This window comes from Buttiauxella selenatireducens (assembly GCF_031432975.1).
Classification (GTDB): Bacteria; Pseudomonadota; Gammaproteobacteria; order Enterobacterales; family Enterobacteriaceae; genus Buttiauxella; species Buttiauxella selenatireducens.
The window spans coordinates 3,398,745-3,418,432 of the sequence record NZ_CP133838.1; the positions used below are offsets into that span (position 1 = coordinate 3,398,745).

The window sequence follows — 19,688 nt, forward strand, 5'->3', positions numbered from 1 at the left end:
TGGCGGGGGTTTTACTTCTTCTATTATTTCGCCTGATTCACGGTCTGCGTTAACACTTCAGTAAATTTATCCCACGGACAAAAACCATTCGCATCAGTCGGGCAACCATTGAGTTGTAGCGTCACTCTCTGCGGTGGCTGTTGCAGACTGAGTACATCCGCTTTGCGCAGTTGGTCGCTACTTTGATAAACGTACTCCACTTTCATCAAATCATGGTTGGTGTTGGCATCATGCCAGCGCTGGAACATGATTTTCCCACCGATTGGCGTGCGCTCATATTGGCCAGGCAATTGGTAAGGCTTGAAATCCAGTGCCGTCAGCAATGACGCAATGTTGGAGTCATGCCCCACCAGCAAGGTAATTTTTGGCCCTTTAGCGTCATTTCCGACCAGTGCTTTCTGAATATATTTAATCAGCGGCGCCGCCACATTTCGTGCGACTTGTGGCGAGGTAAACAACGTATCCTGATAGCCATTTTTCAGCTCCGATAACACCTTCCACTGCTGGTCAGTTTTGATTTGCCCCCATGCAACATTGTCCAGCGGGAAACCTTCGTAATATTGCAAGGTAAAGGCATCAACCAGCGAGTTCCCCACTTTTAGCGGGCCGCTGACACCCGGTTCTTCCCTGGCATTAGCGCTAAATTTATCTTTCTCGGCGGTTAAATCGCACTTCTGTTTTTCTTTACAGCTCGGAGAGTCTTTGAAGGCAACGATTTGTTCAAGAAGCTGATAGCTATCATCGAGTTTGTAGTGCTCGCGCTGCGTTTCCATCGCCTTCAACGCGGCTTCTTTGAATTCCGGCGAGTCATTAGTGATCACCGGATTAAAGGTCGGGTCCATGGTGCCCATTTTTTCCTGATGATGGACAGGAATATCACATCCAGGAAACGCGCCCGTGATAAAGAACTGCGCTGTGGCAACCGTACGCTGCAAACTGTTGGCGTAGGCATAAACGCTTTGTGGTGTTGGGCATTCGCCACTTTTCACCATCCCCTGCTCAGCCAGCCACTCGCGCAGGTAATGCCCCATGTAAACTTCCAGCACGCCACCTTTGGTGGTGAGTTGACCACCGGGAACATCCCACTCCGGCCAGGATTGCGCCGTGGATTGTTCCAGCACGCTGCCATTATTCGCCAGCGGTGCGCGCAAATTATGCCGACTCATTAACAAAACTTGTTGGAGCTGATAACCCTGCGGTGCGGTTTCGGCTTGCGCCAGAGCAGGAGCGAAGTAAGCCATTGCCAGTAAAACTGCGATCGTCTTTTTATTCATCTCTTAATCCTCAAGATGTTATTGCACAAAAGTGCAGGATCCATTCTGGCAGAAAATATCAATGCCGCCTTTTGGGCCGATCGCAAAACGAAGCAGAGAAGGTAGGAAAACTACTCAATCCCGGTAATAGGTTTTATAATAAAACTATCTGGCTCTATGCCCATGGAGGATCAATGAAACGCAAAAGTATGCAAGGTAGTGTCTGCCCGGTCGCCCGATCGCTGGATATCATCGGTGACTGGTGGTCGTTGCTTATCGTGCGCGATGCGTTAAATGGCCTGACACGTTTTGGTGAGTTCCAAAAAAACCTCGGTATTGCCAAAAACATGCTCACTCAGCGGCTTAAACAACTCGTGGAGCAAGAGATTATGACCGTGCGTCCGGCAACGGACGGCAGCGCGTGGCATGAATATGTGCTGACTGAAAAGGGGCGCGCTCTGCAAACCGTTCTGGTCGCCCTGGCGCAATGGGGTGGCGATCATTTGTATGCCAGCCATGAAAAATGCAGTGTGCTGGTCGATGATGAAGGCCATCAGCCGCTGCGAAAATTGATGCTGCAAGCGCAGGATGGCCGAGTGCTTACACCAGACGAAGTTGTTGCCCAACGCCCCGATATCCCTGTGGAGTAACGTGATTTTCGGATGGATGAGCGCCGCGACATCCATCCATTTCCTTTCATTTTTAATCTGTTAGCCATTCAACAAGCCTTCCGTTCAATGCAGAAATAAAAAAAGATGCGCGATTTGGTTGCATTATAAAACCATGACATCTATTTTTAATTAAGTTTCATTATGAAACCACAATTCATCTTTCATCGACGAGGCTTTACCATGACCACATCCCCTTCAGTTGCAGTAATTACCGGCGCATCTTCTGGTATTGGCGCGGTTTATGCAGAGCGTTTCGCCGCGCGTGGCTACGATTTGTTGTTGGTTGCACGCCGTGAAGAGCGCCTGCGCGACCTGGCCGCGAAGCTTGAATCGGCATACGGTATTTCAGTGCAGACGTTGCCTGCGGATCTGGCTCGGGATGAAGGGATTCAAATCGTAGAAAAAGCGTTACGCAGCAATGATCGGATAAGTGTATTGGTGAATAATGCCGGTACCGCACACCTCGCCCCTTTCACCGCAGGCAGTGCTGAGTTACATCAGGCAGACATTATGCTGAATATCACGGCGCTGACTCGCCTTAGCCTCGCCGCCCTCACCCGTTTCCAGGCACAAAACAGCGGCACCCTTATTAATATCGCTTCAGTTGTTTCCCTTCACGCCATCGCCGGCAGCGCCGTGTACAGCGGTACAAAAGGATATGTGCTGAACTTCACCCGTGGGTTGCAGCAAGAGATTACCGGCAGCAATGTTCGCATTCAGGCGGTTTTGCCTGCGGTGACGGCAACGGAAATTTGGGAAGTATCGGGTGTATCAATGGATCATTTAGCACCTGAGTCCATCATGACCACAGAAAATATGGTAGATACCGCACTGGCAGGGTTAGATCAGGGTGAAGAGGTCACCGTGCCGCCGCTGCACGATCTGGCGCTTTGGGAGGCTTATGAATCGGCGAGGCTGGCGATTTTCGATGCTTCACGTACAGGCGTTCCTGCACCGCGTTATCAGAAATAACCGGCATCAGAGCCGGTAGCTGTTATCGGTTCGTTGTCCCTTATTAATCCATTCAGGATGTCAACGAACCGATATAACTCTTTTCTTATTTATCCCCTCACCTTTTTCCCGGTGAGAATGTCATTTTTTATTTTCATGAAAAGAATCGAACCGGCCAGGATAAAGGTAATGAGATTTGGAATAATGACTGGCAACGCATTAGACATAATGCCATAGGTTAACCATAAGAAAATTCCAAACACAAAGACGGAATACATTGTTAAAGATATGTCTTTTGTTGACTTATTTTTTATAACCAAAACCACCTGGGGAATAAATGAAACAGTGGTGCAAGCACCACCTATAAACCCCACCATGTCAATCGTATTCATAGTGTAAACTCGTGTAATTTCCTGTTAGAGCTACAGGTCATTTCTGACCTCGAACTGAGTTCCGCATTATTACCCTGCAAATGGATAGTTTTCAGAGATCAGCGAATATAGCGGCATTAAGCGAAGTCGGTGCCAGGCGTAAAAAATCAGGCAACAACGGAAGATAGCCCTCAATAAAAGTGCTTCCCCCGGATATTCCATGCGAAATAACGTTGGCGCCAACCAACCTTGTTAGACCAATTTTACTTCCTGTCTGACAGTTATCTGATATCCTTCTCAAATAAACCTCATTTTCTCACAAAATATTAACCAGCCATCCATTGCTAAGCGTCGAAAACCAAACCTAACCGCATGATTAACCTGGTGATTAGTGTTCTCTTTACAGATAAACCATCATAAAAACCAATACTTATAACAATTTTAAGATTCGTTATCTTTCGAAAACAATAAGAAATTCATTCCAGAAAAACAATAAAAGATTCGTTTAATAATAAATTATTGGTGAACCACTACCCCTTTATTTTGCAAAGATAAAATGAAACCCGGACAGATATACATCAATCGTGTGAATGAAATCACAATTATTAAAATAATCACCTTCAGTTATTAATTGTGTGACAGCGAGCAATAAACAATGATGTCATACCAATTATTCTTGCCGCCACTTACATGTATGACACCAACGCAAACTGGTCTACAGATTCACATGTATTTTTAAATTTTTAATTACATGAGATTAAAGGGGTTAACTCTATGGGTTCCAATGTTTTGATTGATGAAAAAGCGATAAAGGCAAAAATAAGGCCTTTTGGCATGAGAGATAAAATTGGCTACTTGTGTGGTGATTTAGGGACTTGCTTTATTTTAGGCCTGGTTAACAGCTTCCTTATGATCTATTACACCAACGTCCTTGGTGTGTCAGGAATAATCGTTGGGTCACTGTACTTCGGAACAAAACTGTTTGATGCATTTGTTGATGTCACTGTTGGTCGTATGTGTGACACGTCAAAATTGACAGCAACAGGTCGTTTTAACCCGTGGATTCGGAGAATGAAGTATCCGTTTTGTGCCATTGCTGTCATGTTATTTTTGCCATTTGCACAAGAGCTCTCCTATACAGGCAAAATAATTTATATCTGCGTTTCGTATTTTTTATACGGCGCTCTGTTATCGACCATCAACATTCCTTATGGCGCAATGTCAGCGGCGATCAGTTCCAGCCCAGACGATCGCGTATCGCTCTCTACATACAGAAGCGTTGGCTCGGCAATCGGTGGTGGTGCAACAGGCTTCTTTATCCCTATTCTGATGTACAAAACCCTTGTTGATGGCAGCCAGGTTATTTCTGGTCAGCACTTCTTCTGGATCTCTATTGGTTGCGCATGTCTTGCTTTCATCTTCCTGACATTGACCTGCAAATTAACAACCGAGCGTGTCCGTGTTGAAGCGAAAGAGAGCGTACCCGTTTCACAACTGGTTAAAGGCTTGCTGAAAAATAAAGCACTGATCGTTCTGGTCGTGGTTGACCTGCTCATTGTGATCAACCAGGGCTTATCCGGTACCAACATGACTTACCTGTTCAATGACTATTTCCATGATAAACAGGCTATGTCCGTCGCACTCTTGTTTACCTTTGGCTCTCTCGTATTACTGGCACCTTCTGCCTCTTATTTAACCAAGCGATTTGGCAAGAAAGAAGCCAGCGTTTGTGCACTGATGTTCTCAGTTGGCATGTATGTACTTATGTATTTCTGCCACATCACAGATCCGAAGATCTATTTGGTTCTGCTGTTCCTGGCAACATTGGGTGCAGGCCTGTTTAACCTGATGATCTGGGCATTTATGACAGATGTGTGCGATTACCATCAGTATGTCACTGGCACTCGTGAAGACGGCACCGTGTACGGCGTCAACTTCTTCGCCAGAAAAATTGGACAGGCGTGTGCAGGCGGAATTGGTGGTTTCATGTTGGCGTTAATTAACTATCAATCTTCTTCTACAGGTGGATCAGTACAAAGCCTCGAAGTTCAAGAAAGTATTTATACCATGGCAAACCTTCTTCCAGCATTTTGCTTGTTTGCTTCAGCCGTAATTTTGATTTACTTCTATCCATTGAACAAGAAAACCACTCTTGATATGGAAAAAACTTTGAATAAGATCAACGGAATTTAACCGTTTAATTAATTAAGGGAGATTTAGCATGACAACTCAACTCGATATTAAAGACTTTGGTGCAATCGGAGACGGGATCGAAAAAGATACCTTCGCTATTCAGCAAGCGATTAACCAGGGTGCAGAACAAGGTGTTACTGTTTTTATTTCAAAAGGGATTTATTTGGTTGGTGCGCTATTCTTAAAAGAAGGAAGTAAATTAAAATTTGAGAAGGGAGCAACGCTGTTAGGTTCAACCGACATCTCTGATTATCCGGAAATTAATACCCGCGTGGCCGGTGTTGAAATGTTATGGCCTGCAGCAATATTGAATGCTATCTCTGCAAATAATGTCGAGATTTCAGGTGAAGGGTTGATTGATGGGCAAGGCCAACACTGGTGGGATATCTATTGTGGTGCCGACAAAAACAGCGGTTTGCGCGTTGACTACGATAAGAAAGGCCTGCGTTGGATCGCCGACTATCTCGTTAAACGCCCGCGATCTTGCTTGATTTATGAAGCTGAAAATATCAAGATTTCTGATCTTACATTTGAGCGTGCTGGCTTCTGGAATTTGCAGATTACCTACGCCAATAATGTCCTGGTTCGTAAAGTAAAAATTGGTGATAACCACGGCCCAAGCACTGATGGCATTGACATTGACTCCTCCACAAATGTGCGTGTCACCGAATGCGAAGCCTCATGTGGTGATGATTGCATCGTTATCAAATCCGGTCGTGATGGCGACGGTCACCGTGTGGGCAGAATCTCTGAAAACATTGAAGTGGATAATTGCAAAATAAAATCTGGCTACGGTATTACGCTGGGCAGTGAAGTCAGCGGCGGTATTCGTGGCGTACATATTCATGACATCGAATTTGAAAATTCGGATTGTGGATTTAGAATGAAATCATCCAAAGAGCGCGGTGGTTTTATTGAGGATGTCATTGTAGAAAACCTCCATATGAAGAATGTTCAATTCCCATTCTCATGGATTATGGACTGGCATAACTCGTATAACAGAAAGCTCTTTGAAAATATTGAGCAGTTACCGACTATGTGGCAAGCCGTTGCTTTGCAAATACCCGAAGACATGCAAATGACTAAGGTCAGGAATATTAGTATCTCTAATGTTAATGCCACCTTAGATTCTGATTATGCTTTACCGGCAAGGGCATTTGATCTGGTCGCATTCCCAGAAAAACCGATGGAGAACATTCGATTCAGCCAATGCAATATTGAGGCAAAAGAATTTGGGCGCATCGTTGCGGTTAATGGCCTGCAATTTAATGATGTCACCGTCTCTGTTGCAGAAGAAAACAATTACTCAAACGATACATTTGATAATCAGTAACAGTCATTAAATTAAAAATACACCTATTATCGAGGCTGGCGTAAGGCCGAATGATGGCTTTACGCTAGCCTCGATACCGCAATGCCCTCTCCTCACACTTAGTCTTGTGAATAAAACGTATACTTTTAAATAGCTTCTATACTCAAAAAGCCCCTAACTCACTGGAGCTTTACTGATGCTAAAGAACGTTCCTTTCCAGAAGACGATGGTCGCCAGCATGCTGACGTTAGCATGTACTGCCGTTTCCAGCGTCTATGCCGCCCCTACAGAAACAACAACTACAACAACAACGTCGTCTGAAGCCCCTAAACAAGATTCAACTAAACCTAACATCGTGGTGATTTTCGGCGACGATATTGGTTACTGGAATATCAGTACCTATAACCAGGGAACGATGGGTTACAAAACGCCGAACATTGACAGTATTGCCAATGAAGGTGCCAAGTTCACATCCTATTACGCAGAGCAAAGCTCCACCGCCGGGCGCTCTTCATTCATTACCGGGCAAATGCCATTCCGCACCGGGATGAGTAAAGTCGGCATGCCTGGTGCGCCACAAGGCATCAGCAAAGACGACCCAACCATCGCAAACATCCTTAAACAACTCGGTTATGCCACCGGGCAGTTTGGTAAAAACCACCTTGGCGACCGGGATGAATTCCTGCCAACCGCCCACGGTTTCGATGAATTCCTCGGTAACCTGTACCACCTGAATGCCGAAGAAGAACCCGAAAACCCGGATTACCCGAAAGATCCAGAATACCGTAAACAGTTTGGCCCTCGCGGCGTAATTAAGAGCACCGCCGACGGCAAAATTGAGGATACCGGCCCGCTCACCATCAAGCGTATGGGCACGGTTGACGAGGAAACTCTCGCCGCCAACAACGACTTTATGGAACGCCAGACCAAAGCCGGTAAGCCGTTCTTTACCTGGTTTAACACCACCCGCATGCACAACAAAACCCACCTCAAAGACGGCAGCATTGGCGTCACCGGATTGGGGACGTATGCAGACGGTATGGTTGAACATGACAAGATGATCGGTGAGGTGTTGCAGAAGATTAAAGACCTCGGCATTGAAGACAACACTATCGTGCTTTACACCACCGATAACGGCCCGATGCTCGCCACCTGGCCGGACTCAGGCATGACACCGTTCAGAGGTGAGAAAAACACCGGCTGGGAAGGTGGTTTCCGCGTCCCTGCCATGATCAAATGGCCGGGTCACATCAAACCCGGCACATTGATTAACGACATTTTCGGCAGTAATGACTGGTTCCCGACGCTGGTTGCCGCAGCAGGCGTTCCTGACATTAAAGAGCAATTGCTCAAAGGCTACAAAACCACATCCATGACCTACAAAGTCCATCTTGACGGCTATAACCAGCTCGACTTCCTGCAAGGCAAAGGTGAAGACCCGCGTAAAGAGTTCTTCTACTGGAGCGATGATGGCGACTTGCTGGCGATTCGCTATGGCCGCTGGAAAGCGCACTTCATGATTCAGGAACACACAGGCATGGATGTCTGGCGTTATCCGTTCACCGTACTGCGTGCACCCATGATTTTCGATCTGGAAATCGACCCGCTTGAAAAAGGTGATACCGGTATGGACTACAACAGCTGGTTCTACAGCCGTCTATTCCTGCTGGGTGGTGCGCAGAAATATGTGGGTGAGATGCTGCAAAGCTTCAAAGAATTCCCACCACGCCAGAAACCGGGCTCGTTCACCGTCACCGACGTTCAGTCGCTGATTGAGCAAGGTTCAGGCGCGAATAATTAAAACAACACACCGGGCGGGAAGCTGCCCGGTTTTTCAAGGCCTGCTGTCAGGGGAAAGCCATGAAATACAGCACGACATTGCCGGTTAAAGCATTACCGTCAGCAGAAAAATATGATGGCAAAGGCCCTGAATACAAACGACGCTTCCACGTCATGGCGAAGCCTACTGGCTCAACCTGTAATCTTGACTGCTCCTACTGTTTTTACCTGCACAAAGAGGAGTTACTGCATCAAGACCGCCACACCGGTATGAGCGACGAGGTGCTGGAAAATTTCATTCGTCAGTACATTGACGGGCAAGATGGCGAACAAGTGGTTTTCTCCTGGCAAGGTGGCGAACCGACCTTGATGGGACTCGAGTTTTTTGAAAAAGTCGTCAAATTCCAGAAACAGTACCAAAAAACCGGCCAGCGCATCGAAAACGACTTACAAACCAACGGCGTGCTGATCAACGACAAATGGGCTGAATTTCTCAAAGAACACCGTTTTCTGGTTGGTCTGTCGATAGACGGCCCACGAGAATTGCACGACCGCTATCGCGTCACGCGTAGCGGAAAACCGACATTCGATAAAGTGATGAAAGGCGTCGAGGCGCTTAAAAAATACAAAGTCCCGTTTAATGCGCTGGTCACGGTCAACCGCACCAACGCCCGCTTCCCGCTGGAAGTGTACCGCTTTGTCACCCGCGAACTGGGTGCCACCTACGTGCAGTTTAACCCGTGCGTAGAACCGGTTGATTTCAAAGTCACCGCCCCGCAATTCTGGCGCGATGACACCATCCCGATTACCGGCTCACGCCGCGCACGACCAGGCGATCTCGACTCTATCGTTACAGACTGGTCGGTGGACCCTGAAGACTGGGGCACCTTCCTGAAAACCGTGTTTGAAGAGTGGGTGAATAACGATTTAGGTCGTGTACAGGTCAACCTGTTTGAAACCGCCGTTGCCCAAACCATGGGCATGCCCGCGCAGATTTGTACCGCGTCTGAATTCTGCGGCAAAGGCCTGGCGGTCGAAAAGAACGGCGATATTTATTCCTGTGACCATTACGTCTACCCGGAATATCAGCTAGGCAATATCGAAAACACCAAACTGGCGCACATGGCGTTTTCCGAACGTCAGCAAGCCTTCGGCATGGGTAAAAAAGATACGCTACCGGAGTACTGCAAACAGTGCCCGTACCTGAAGTTATGCTGGGGTGAATGCCCGAAAAACCGCCTGGTGCGCACCCCAGACGGCGAACCCGGCCTCAATTACCTCTGCCCCGGCATCAAAGCGTTCTTCAATTATGCCGAACCGATCCTGGTCGGTATTGCCACTATTTTGAAACGTGACTTTGCAGGATTGCGTAAATGACAAACCGAGAGAAACTGCTCGAACTTGAGCTGCGCATGAACCAACAAGTACTGGGTCAGGAATCGCTGGTCCGCATGCTGATTGTCGCCCTGCTGTGTGACGGCCACGTTTTGCTCGAAGGTTTGCCGGGGCTGGCAAAAACTCGCGCAGTACGTGAGCTCGCCCGCCACGTAGAGGGCGATTTCCGGCGTATTCAGTTCACGCCGGATCTTCTGCCATCAGACATTACCGGCAGCGAGATTTACCAGCAAAACGCCACGCGTGAAGAAGACCAGTTCCGTTTCCGCCCAGGCCCGGTGTTTGGCAACATCATCCTTGCCGATGAGATAAACCGCGCCTCGGCGCGTGTGCAGTCGGCATTGCTTGAAGCGATGGAAGAACGCCACGTCACCGTTGCCGGTAAAACCTGGCCGTTGCCGGGAGTTTTCATGGTGCTGGCTACGCAAAACCCCGTTGACCAGGAAGGCACCTGGCCGCTCCCGGAAGCCCAGCTTGACCGCTTCCTGATGAAAGTTCTGGTGGATTACCCATCAAAGGCCAATGAGCAGAAAGTGATGCAACTGGTGCGATCCGAACAGCAGCAAAAATACCAGTCTGATACTCAAGAATCGCAAGAAAAACCACCCGAAACCCTGATGCTCTCGCAGCAAGATATCGCCACGTGCTGGCAGGAAATCTCAGCGGTTTACGTCGCACCCACCATTGAAAATTACATCGTCAACCTGGTGGATATGACGCGTCATCCGCAGGGTATCAGCGACACACTCGCCAGCTACATCACTTTTGGCGTTAGCCCACGCGGCACGCTGGCTCTCGACCGTTGCGGTCGCGCGCTGGCGTGGCTTGAAGGCCGTGATGCGGTACTGCCGGAAGATATTCAGCGCGTCGCCCCTGCGGTGTTGCGCCACCGCCTGATGCTGAGCTACCAGGCGAATGCCGATAACTGCTCGCCAGATGACGTGATTAAGCTATTGCTCGATGCGGTGGTGGCGTAATGAATAGCGCATTGCAGGTGGACCGCCAAACGCTGATGGCACTTGCAGGCGAAGCTCGGCTGCTGTCGAACCCGCCGGGGCAAATCCCACCGGGTGCGCTCGCGGGTGAACGCGTGTCGCGCCAACAAGGGCGTGGGCTAAATTTTGACAGTCTCAGGCGCTATCAACCTGGCGATGATGTCCGGCTAATCGACTGGCAAGCCACCGCCCGTCTGCGATCGCCGTGGATTCGCTTGTACAACGAAGAGCGCGAACGCCCGGTTTTTCTGATTGTCGATCAGCGTCTGGATATGTTTTTTGCCACTCGGGGGCAAACCAAATCGGTAGCCGCCGCCAAAATTGCAGGCCTGTTGGCATGGCGAAGCTGGCACGATGGCGATCGTCTGGGCTGCGCGATATTCAGCGACACGAATTACAGCCTGCAAAAATGCCGGGCTCCACGAACCAGTCTGCCTGTGGTGCTCGACGACGTGCTGCAATACAACCAACAATTACCCGAACGTTATCCTGATGAAACGCCCGCTACAGTCACTCTCGCAAGCGTGTTGCAACACGCCGTACAACTGATCCCCAGCGGCTCCTGGGTAGCGATAATCAGTGATTTTCACGACCTGGATGCCCCCGCAGAAGCCTTGCTTGCGAACCTGAGAAGACGCTGTGAAATCAGCGCATTTGTCACCCTTGACGATCTCCATCTGACGCTCCCTGCGCAGGGCAATCTGGCTGCCCGCTATCAGGGTCATGAAGCGGCATTTTCGCTCTCACCAGGGCTAAAAGATGAGATCCAACAGAGCGTGACATCGCGGCTGTCCAGACTTGCGAATCGACTGACACGGCTGGGTATTCGCGTAAATCAGATATTGGTCGCGCAGGATCTTATCAAACAGCTACAAAAGGGAGTGTGAATGCTGGAGAAAGGATTTAGCGTGCCGGCATTATTGCTCCCGGCGCTACCGCAGAAAATATCCTGGTTTCCCCTGCCCCCAGGCTGGTTTGTTCTGGGCGGCGTGTTACTCCTCGTGTTACTGGTTTATCTGTTATTCCGTTTTGCCCGCTGGCGGCGCAATTTATGGCGTCGTGAAGCACAGGCTGCGTTGCAACAACCGCACAGCGCCGATAGCTGGCTGGAACTGATTAAACGCATTCTTCTGATGCACCAGGCGCGCAGCCATATCAGCCACACTCTTTCACCGCAGCAACTGTTACAGCAGGTGGAAATCGACAACGATTTGCGCCAGCAACTGAGCGACAAATATTGCCAGCCGGATAACCAACTCGACGCGGTTCAAAACGCACGTCTGCAATCGCAGCTGAACACCTGGCTGGAGAAACTGCCTTATGTCTGAGTTTCTGAGCCGCCTGGATTTTGCCTGGCCCTGGGCATGGCTGCTGATTTTTCTGCCGCTGATTGGCCGTTATTTTTTACCGCAAGACCGCGAAGTGAAAGAGCATGTGCGCGTGCCGTTTTTACCGGAACTGATTGATGAGCTGAAACTGAACAGCCAGCCGGTGCGCAGCAGTAAACTCGCCAATCTGGTTTTCTGGCTGGTGTGGCTCCTGCTTGTCGCAGCACTTTCACGCCCGGAATACCTGACGCCGCCGCAACACATACAAAAACCGATGCGCGATGTGGTGCTGATTCTGGATGTTTCCGGCTCGATGGGGAAAAACGATATTCAGGGCGGTTTAACCCGTTTGCAGGCGGTCCAGGCATCAGTGCGTAAATTCGTCGCGGCGCGTAAAACCGACCGCATCGGGCTGGTGATTTTTGCAAGCCAGGCCTGGCCGTTTGCCCCGGTCAGCGAGGATAAACAGGCGTTACAAACGCGGATTAACCAACTCGCTCCCGGCATGATTGGCCAGCAAACCGCCATCGGCGATGCACTGGGCGTTGGCGTGAAACTGCTCGACAGCACCACCAATAAAGATGCCAGCAAGCTGGCGATTTTGCTCACCGACGGGAATGATACCGCTTCGCAGTTAGCGCCAGCACTCGCCGCACAACTGGCGGCGACGCATCACGTTCAGGTTCACACCATCGCCTTTGGCGACCTCAATAGCACTGGCGATGACAAAGTAGATTTGCCGCTCATGCAGGACATTGCTCGCATTACTGGCGGAAAATCCTGGACCGCCGCCAACTCAGGAATCGCGCTGGACAGTGTCTGGCAAGAGATCGATGCCATTACGCCGGTACAGGTGAAATCCATCGGCTGGTCGTGGCACATTCCGTTGTTCCAGTGGCCCCTGCTACTGGCGCTGGCGTTGCTGATTTTGCTCGCGGCCGGGCGGTTTATTCGGGAGAAAACAGCATGAGTGACGTCCATTTTGTTTATCCCTGGCGGCTACTCGGCCTGCTGATTTGCGTGTTGTTATGGTTTATCTCCACCCGCAGCCGCAGCGCCTGGCACCAGATTATGGATAAACCTTTCGCCAACGCGTTGATTATCGGGCGGCAAAAAAAACTGACTCAAATATTACCGTGGTTATGCGCGCTGGGCGTCATCGCGCTGGCGGGCCCAACCTGGCAGCGTGAATTGCCCGCAGCACTGACCCAGCAAAGCAATATGATGGTGGTTTTGCAGCAAGACCCGGCGATGCTCGCGCAGGATGTCGCCCCCAGCCGCCACCAGCGAATGCAAAGTAAAATCATGGACTTGATGAACCGCTCGACCGGCACGCATTTCGGACTGGTGGTTTACAACCACCATGCGTATCTGACCACGCCGTTAACCTCCGACCCGACGTTTTATTCCTTGTTTTTACACGCGCAAAGCCCGAATTTACTGCCAGAGGGGGAAGGCTCAGGGCTGAAGCAGGCCATCGTTTTAGCGCTAAAAAACATGCCAGAAACGCCGAATATGCCGCGCAATATCATACTGGTCGCTGACACGGTTTCACCGCAGGATGCCGCCTGGCTTGCACAGCTTAAAGCGCCGATTCAAATCTGGGTTCCCGGCACCGCTCGTGGAGGGGAATTACCGGAAAGCTATGCTCAGCGCGGCATTGATACACGTCTGAACGTCGAGCGCTTTAGCCAAATCCGTGACGGGGGTATCCCGGTGACGCTGGTCACCACCGACGATAGCGATTTATCGGTGCTCGCCAGCCACATCCAGCAATCGGTAGCCGCACAAAACAACGCTCGCGGCGATTTGCACTGGAAAAACAGCGGCTATCTGCTGGTTATCCCTATGCTTTTATTGCTGCTGTTTGGGCGGCGTCAGTTGATTTGCTGGCTGGTTGTCCTGCTACCGCTTCTCTACATGCCACAAAGCTCTGCCGCCTGGCAGGATGCGTGGGTGAGCCCGGATATGCAGGGCCAAATCGCGTTCAACAAAGGTGAGTACACACTGGCGGCAGAGCGTTTCAAAGATCCGCTTTGGCAAGGCATTGCGTATTACCGCGCGAGAGATTTTGTTGCGGCAACCTCGGCGTTTCGCCAGGCACCACAAACCGCTGAAACGCTGTTATGGACGGGCAACAGCTATGCTCAACAAAAACAGTGGCAGCAGGCAATTAACAGCTATGACCGCGCGTTGAGCCTGCGCCCGGACTGGGAAATGGCGCTGAAAAACCGTGCGGCAATCGCCAGAATCATTATGGAACTGCGGCAAAAAGAGCGCGATCGACAGGCCGCTCAGGGTAAAGAACAGGATTATAAGCCGGACGAAATCAAGCATGACCTGAAGAAAGATCAGGGTGTGAATCAGAAGGATATTCAACCGGTTGCCAGCAGCAGCCCGCAGGTGAATCAGTGGTTTGAAAACCTGGAAGTCTCCCCATCCGGGCTGTTGGAAAACCTCTACCGCGCCAATACGGAGGAGACGCCATGAGAGTTTTTTGGGCTCTGTTTTTGCTGACGGCGCTCCCAGCCCACGCGGCAATGGACATCACTCGCGAGCTTGAAGCGCCAGAACATGTCGCCCCCGGTCAGCCGATGCGGGTTGCCGTCACCTTCTGGACAGATAGCTGGTTTAACCCGCCACCGGCGTGGCCTGATTTTACAATCGAAAACGGTGCGCTGATGGCCACGCCGTTACCCAACCAGCTCCTCAGCCGCCAGAAAAATGGCATTAGCTGGAGCGGTGTGCGCCTTGAGCGGCAAGTCACCGCATGGGATCAAGGGGTGCTGCGGATGCCGGCCGTGGAAATCACACTCACTTCAGCCAACCAGTCACCGATTACCGTACAACTGCCGGAGCTGAAAAAAGAGGTTGTCTGGCCAAAAGGCGTGGAGCAGCCGGACCGTTTCCTGCCCGCGAGTCACTTAACGATAAGCCAAAAAATCACCCAATATCACGCCAGCAAAGACGACAAGTTACACGCCGGAGACGTGGTGGAACGCACCGTCACGGTAAAAGCCAATGGGATTGTCGCGACACAAATCCCGCAGTTGTTGTATGCGATTCCGGGAACTGACACCCAACGCCTGACGCCGGTGAATACGCTGCTAAAATCTGGGCGTGGTGAAATCGAAGGGGCGGTGCGCGAAGAAGTCCTGCGCTACCTGCCCTCGCAGGCGGGCACCCTCACCCTGCCGCCGGTAAAATTACGTTGGTGGGATACCGCACATCAGCAGTGGCAAGTCGCTCAATTGCCTGGCTCAACAATGCAGGTTCTTGAGGCTCGTGCGGCGGGCGGTGAATCCGCCCTGCGCGGCACAACCAACGAAGGGATATGGCGCACTATTCTGATTTTCAGCTCAACCGCTAGTTTTTTCCTGGCTATCTGGTTTACTCGGCGCTTACTGATGCGCTGTGTGAAGTATCTACGCCACATCTGGCAACGCTTCTGGAACCCTATCCGGCTGCCCGAACTGACTCCCACCAAAAGGGGTGAACGATGAAAAAGACCTTATTACTCAGCGCCATACTATTGGGCACTGTCGGCGTAGCGCATGCTGCTGACCCGCTTTCGGCGTGGAATGACACCGCCGCGAAACAGGCTATTGAAGAGTGGGTGCAAAACGCGACCAACAAAGATCGCTCGACCTTTATCCCACCGGCAAAACGCTACGTGGTATTTGATAACGACGGAACGTTATGGCCTGAAGCCCCGCTGACTTTCCAGTTACAGTTCGCGATTGATGAAGTGAAACGCCTGGCGCCACAGCACCCAGAATGGAAAAGCGACCCGATTGTGAGCGCGGCGCTTAATGATGATGTGAAAACCATTGCCGCAGCGGGTGAGAAAGGAATCATACGGCTTTTAGAACTGACCCACAGCGACATCACAACCGAAGAGTTCGCCCAGCGAGTTGGCAACTGGGTCGACAGCCATCGCGACAGTCGTTTTGGTTGCCGTTACGATCAGATGGGCTACCAGCCAATGCGCCAGTTGCTCGACTACCTGCGCGATAACGGTTTTAAAACGTGGATTGTTTCCGGTGGCGGCATCGATTTTATGCGCGTGATTGCGGAGAAAATGTATGGCATTCCTCCTGAGCAAGTTATTGGTTCGTTCTCAATCGGTGAGTTTTCGCTGACGGATAACGGTACCGAAATCCGTAAAACCATGAAAGGCGCGTTTCTTGACGATGCGGCAGCCAAACCGGTCGCCATTCATCTGTTTATGGGCCAGCGCCCGGTGGCCGCGTTTGGTAACAGTGACGGCGACCTGGCGATGATGCAGTACACCGCGTCAAACCCGGATTATAAAACCTTTGGTTTGCTGGTTCATCACACCGATGCCGAGCGCGAATACGCCTATGACAGCCATCCCCCTGCAAGCGGGAAGCTGATTGAGGGGTTAAAAGTGGCGCAGGAGAAAGGTTGGACCGTTGTCGATATGAAGCAAGCATGGAAAACGGTGTTCGATCCGGCATTATGCAAAAAATAAGCTATTCATAACTCAAAGGTTCTTAATTTGGTAACGGTGGATATCACGTCAAAGTCGTTGAGATTTGGATGGGTTGTTTATGTTGGAAATAGTGAAGGTTCCGTTCACTAAAAGTATTCCTTCATATGCAGCCACCAAACCGGTTTTGACCTTGTTCCCGGTATAAATTGCTCCAGTGTTCCCCATAAGTCAGGGTGGCGTGGTCGGGAACCACGCCAGTGAGCGATCGTCTGGAACGAATCGCGAACGACCCTGAACGTTGGGGATAAGCTGGGGTTTACCGCGAAGCGGCAATTTAAAACCGGGCGCCGAGGTCGCCAGGAGGGTGGCGTAACCCTCCTGGCACGTTCACCGTTAACGACGGTTACAGAGATATACAGTCGCGTGGGTGAACGGAAAACCTGCGAAGCTTACAGATCCCACCCTGTTGGGAGGCTAGTACAGTGAGGTCTGTATAAGAGACAGATTATTAACGGCAATGACGACCATGACCGCGAAGACATTTAAAACAAATAACTGTAATTCGCCGTAATAAAATAAAGATTGGGATTATCGTAAGTACCGCCTAATGCGGAATCCGAAACCGTAGAGCTTTCCATCTTCATATATTCAAAAGCTCCACCGACACTGCTCTGTTTAGTGAGTTGGTACTGCGCTCCCACCCCCCAGCGCCAGGCATCACCGGATGGCATGGTGATTGATGTGTCATTCTGGTTTTTATAAAAACTGCTGTCATAAGCAATACCGCTATTGAGCCGCCATTCAGGCGTTGCCTGAAACTGCACGCCAAGTGCCGTATGCCAGGTATCTTTCAGGCGATCTTTACTTTGTAACGACTGGCCAGCTACTGACGTTTCACTGCCACTGTAAGCACTCCAGTCCTGCCAGCCCAGATCCGCCAACAGCGCCCACTGGCTATTCAAATTGTGGAAAGCGCTGAACATCAATTGTTGCGGTGTCTGAACTGCCGCACTCAAGGGCAGTGAATAGGTTGGGCTGCCGGGCAAACGGTTTAACGTGATATCGGTTTTAACGTCAAAGTCATATTTTGTTTTACTGGTATACGTCAGACCAAAGCGCGTCGCCTCACTCAGTTCAAACAAGAGCCCAAGCTTACCGTTAAGCGCCCAGTCGTGGTCGTCCGTTTTCTCCTCACCGTCTGCCGTGTTGCGCTTCAGGGAAAATAACCCGTAGTTGATACCAGGACCGCCGCCTATCGACCACTTATCGCCAATTTTCCACGCAATAACCGGTTGGAAAGTCAGCGCAATTAACGTTGTATCATTGATTAATTGGCTGCCAACCCAGTCATTAAAATGCAGCCCTAAACCGTAGTTACCGTACATTCCCAGACCCACTTTGATGTCATCATTGACACTGTGGCTGAGAAAACTACTGGCTCCGGGAAACCAGCCGATGACGTTACCGGGCCCTTTTCCTTCGCCCTCCAGATTGTAGTGCGCATCGCCATATAAAGCCTGACCACCGAGCGTCAGATTGTCCCCCTGCAAACGGGTTAAACCTGCGGGATTACTGACTATCGTTCCAGCATCCTGTGCCCGCGCTGCCTGTCCAGCACCCGCAAGCCCCACATCTTCAGTCCCCACTTCATAAAGATAGAGCCCGCTGGCAAAAGTCTGCGTTACGCACAAAAGCGACATCGCACAAACAATCTGCGACAAATTCTTTTGCATAGATAGCCTCGTTTAAATAAGCATGAGTTCTAAATCGCTCAGGGATAACCACAAAATAAACAAAATGTTATTTTTACATTTTAAAAAGCATAATCAAAACAAGCATATTACTATCCGGATGCAAGAACCTCGCCTGGAATATATAGACTAATCAACTAACAATTCAAACTATAGAAGACAACATTCACACCCGTGAGTTAAAACAACAAAAATAAAACCACACTAATACTATGCTATTAGAAATAACCGACCCGGTAATTTATAAGGATTTTCAACCTGAAGATTTAACGCCTGATTTGCATAAAAATTCTATGAAATGGCTACCTTTTTTTTAGAACTGTGCAACGCTTAGGATACCTGTACAACTTTCTCATCAGCCAGGGAATAAGAAGTAATGCTAAGCACTTTAATCAGCCATCCGATTTATTTATTTGTTGCATTGCTTGTCATCTTGCCACTGGCATCAGGCATTGGTGTTTACTGCTTGAATCGTAAAGGGAATCTTGATGAAGAAACGCTGAAAGATTTCAGTATTGTGCAAGCCGCCACGCTGACTCTGCTTGCCTTATTGATTGGCTTTAGCTTTTCCGTTGCGGTTAATCGCTACGACCAGCGAAAAGATTGTGAATCAGAAGAAGCCAACGCCATAGGGACAGAATATTTACGCACCGACTTGCTTTCTGCCGCAAATACGTCTACTGCGAGAGAACAATTAAAAAAATATCTCGATTTACGTATCAGCTGGTATCAATTAACGGACCGTGAAGAACTTGCGCAGGTAGACAAAAAAACCGCCGCTATTCAAAACGATCTGTGGCAAACCATGAAAAATGAGGCCAGCCTCTCAACCACACCCGTTACCGCACTGGCGATTTCTGGAATGAATGATGTTATTAACACCCAGGGCTATACTCAAGCAGCATGGATTAAACGTTTTCCCGTTTCGGCCTGGGTGTTACTTATTACGATAGCCGTGTTTTGCAACATTCTTATTGGTTATGGTTCGCATAGCCGCAAAAGTAATAAGGTTTATCTTTTTATATTACCGGTAATGATTGCCACTTCTCTGACTCTTGTTGCTGATATATCAAGCCCTCGAGGGGGATTAATCCTTATCGAACCGCAGAACCTGATATTACTCAAACAATCTTTGCAATAAAAACCTCAGGTGTTTCAAAGAGTAATAAATACCGAATGGCTTAGCATTAATAAAAATTATCATAACAGTATTGATTCGCGTCAGGAGCTCTG

General features: G+C 49.7%; 17 protein-coding genes. 14 read left to right on the forward strand and 3 right to left on the reverse strand.

Annotation, left to right across the window (positions count from 1 at the left end):
• Window positions 1-23 precede the first annotated feature (23 nt).
• Window positions 24-1,274 (reverse strand): bifunctional glucose-1-phosphatase/inositol phosphatase, encoded by a 1,251-nt coding sequence (agp, locus tag RHD99_RS15785; RefSeq protein WP_183273187.1) that lies wholly within the window; start codon window positions 1,272-1,274, stop codon window positions 24-26.
• 173 nt (window positions 1,275-1,447) lie between these two features.
• Between agp and RHD99_RS15790 the strand changes: the two genes are divergently transcribed.
• Entirely contained in the window at window positions 1,448-1,903 is a 456-nt protein-coding gene (locus RHD99_RS15790) for a winged helix-turn-helix transcriptional regulator (protein WP_309875092.1), read from the forward strand.
• A gap of 201 nt (window positions 1,904-2,104) precedes the next feature.
• Window positions 2,105-2,896, forward strand: coding sequence for an SDR family NAD(P)-dependent oxidoreductase (locus RHD99_RS15795; protein ID WP_309875094.1), 792 nt, complete (start codon window positions 2,105-2,107; stop codon window positions 2,894-2,896).
• 89 nt (window positions 2,897-2,985) lie between these two features.
• Here RHD99_RS15795 and RHD99_RS15800 read toward each other — a convergent pair whose 3' ends face one another.
• Window positions 2,986-3,267 carry an SWEET family sugar transporter gene (locus tag RHD99_RS15800; RefSeq protein WP_183273184.1) on the reverse strand — a complete coding sequence of 94 codons (282 nt, stop codon included), beginning with the start codon at window positions 3,265-3,267 and terminating at the stop codon, window positions 2,986-2,988.
• An 813-nt stretch (window positions 3,268-4,080) separates the two neighbouring features.
• Here RHD99_RS15800 and RHD99_RS15805 point away from each other — a divergent pair.
• From RHD99_RS15805 to RHD99_RS15855, 11 genes are all read left to right on the forward strand, one after another.
• Complete coding sequence (locus tag RHD99_RS15805; RefSeq protein ID WP_309879182.1) at window positions 4,081-5,439, forward strand: MFS transporter; 1,359 nt, start codon at window positions 4,081-4,083, stop codon at window positions 5,437-5,439.
• 28 nt (window positions 5,440-5,467) lie between these two features.
• Window positions 5,468-6,772 (forward strand): glycoside hydrolase family 28 protein, encoded by a 1,305-nt coding sequence (locus tag RHD99_RS15810; RefSeq protein WP_309875097.1) that lies wholly within the window; start codon window positions 5,468-5,470, stop codon window positions 6,770-6,772.
• Between the two features lie 175 nt (window positions 6,773-6,947).
• Window positions 6,948-8,552: an arylsulfatase gene (locus RHD99_RS15815; protein WP_309875099.1), complete on the forward strand. Its 1,605-nt coding sequence runs from the start codon at window positions 6,948-6,950 to the stop codon at window positions 8,550-8,552.
• A gap of 59 nt (window positions 8,553-8,611) precedes the next feature.
• The gene (locus RHD99_RS15820) at window positions 8,612-9,907 is read left to right on the forward strand and encodes an anaerobic sulfatase maturase (protein ID WP_183273180.1); all 1,296 of its coding nucleotides are present in this window, start codon (window positions 8,612-8,614) and stop codon (window positions 9,905-9,907) included.
• Window positions 9,904-10,902: an AAA family ATPase gene (locus tag RHD99_RS15825; RefSeq protein ID WP_309875100.1), complete on the forward strand. Its 999-nt coding sequence runs from the start codon at window positions 9,904-9,906 to the stop codon at window positions 10,900-10,902. Before RHD99_RS15820 ends, RHD99_RS15825 begins: the two co-directional genes overlap by 4 nt.
• Entirely contained in the window at window positions 10,902-11,807 is a 906-nt protein-coding gene (locus RHD99_RS15830) for a DUF58 domain-containing protein (RefSeq protein WP_309875102.1), read from the forward strand. The genes RHD99_RS15825 and RHD99_RS15830 overlap by 1 nt, the downstream gene beginning before the upstream one ends.
• Window positions 11,808-12,248 (forward strand): DUF4381 family protein, encoded by a 441-nt coding sequence (locus RHD99_RS15835; RefSeq protein ID WP_309875104.1) that lies wholly within the window; start codon window positions 11,808-11,810, stop codon window positions 12,246-12,248.
• The gene (locus tag RHD99_RS15840; RefSeq protein ID WP_309875106.1) at window positions 12,241-13,218 is read left to right on the forward strand and encodes a vWA domain-containing protein; all 978 of its coding nucleotides are present in this window, start codon (window positions 12,241-12,243) and stop codon (window positions 13,216-13,218) included. The genes RHD99_RS15835 and RHD99_RS15840 overlap by 8 nt, the downstream gene beginning before the upstream one ends.
• Window positions 13,215-14,738, forward strand: coding sequence for a vWA domain-containing protein (locus RHD99_RS15845; protein ID WP_309875107.1), 1,524 nt, complete (start codon window positions 13,215-13,217; stop codon window positions 14,736-14,738). The genes RHD99_RS15840 and RHD99_RS15845 overlap by 4 nt, the downstream gene beginning before the upstream one ends.
• Entirely contained in the window at window positions 14,735-15,751 is a 1,017-nt protein-coding gene (locus RHD99_RS15850; RefSeq protein ID WP_309875108.1) for an oxygen tolerance domain protein, read from the forward strand. Before RHD99_RS15845 ends, RHD99_RS15850 begins: the two co-directional genes overlap by 4 nt.
• Window positions 15,748-16,743: an HAD family hydrolase gene (locus tag RHD99_RS15855; protein WP_309875109.1), complete on the forward strand. Its 996-nt coding sequence runs from the start codon at window positions 15,748-15,750 to the stop codon at window positions 16,741-16,743. Before RHD99_RS15850 ends, RHD99_RS15855 begins: the two co-directional genes overlap by 4 nt.
• 503 nt (window positions 16,744-17,246) lie before the next feature.
• Here RHD99_RS15855 and RHD99_RS15860 read toward each other — a convergent pair.
• Window positions 17,247-18,437, reverse strand: coding sequence for an OmpP1/FadL family transporter (locus tag RHD99_RS15860; RefSeq protein ID WP_309875110.1), 1,191 nt, complete (start codon window positions 18,435-18,437; stop codon window positions 17,247-17,249).
• A 394-nt stretch (window positions 18,438-18,831) separates the two neighbouring features.
• Between RHD99_RS15860 and RHD99_RS15865 the strand changes: the two genes are divergently transcribed.
• Complete coding sequence (locus tag RHD99_RS15865) at window positions 18,832-19,596, forward strand: bestrophin-like domain (RefSeq protein WP_309875111.1); 765 nt, start codon at window positions 18,832-18,834, stop codon at window positions 19,594-19,596.
• Window positions 19,597-19,688 lie beyond the last annotated feature (92 nt).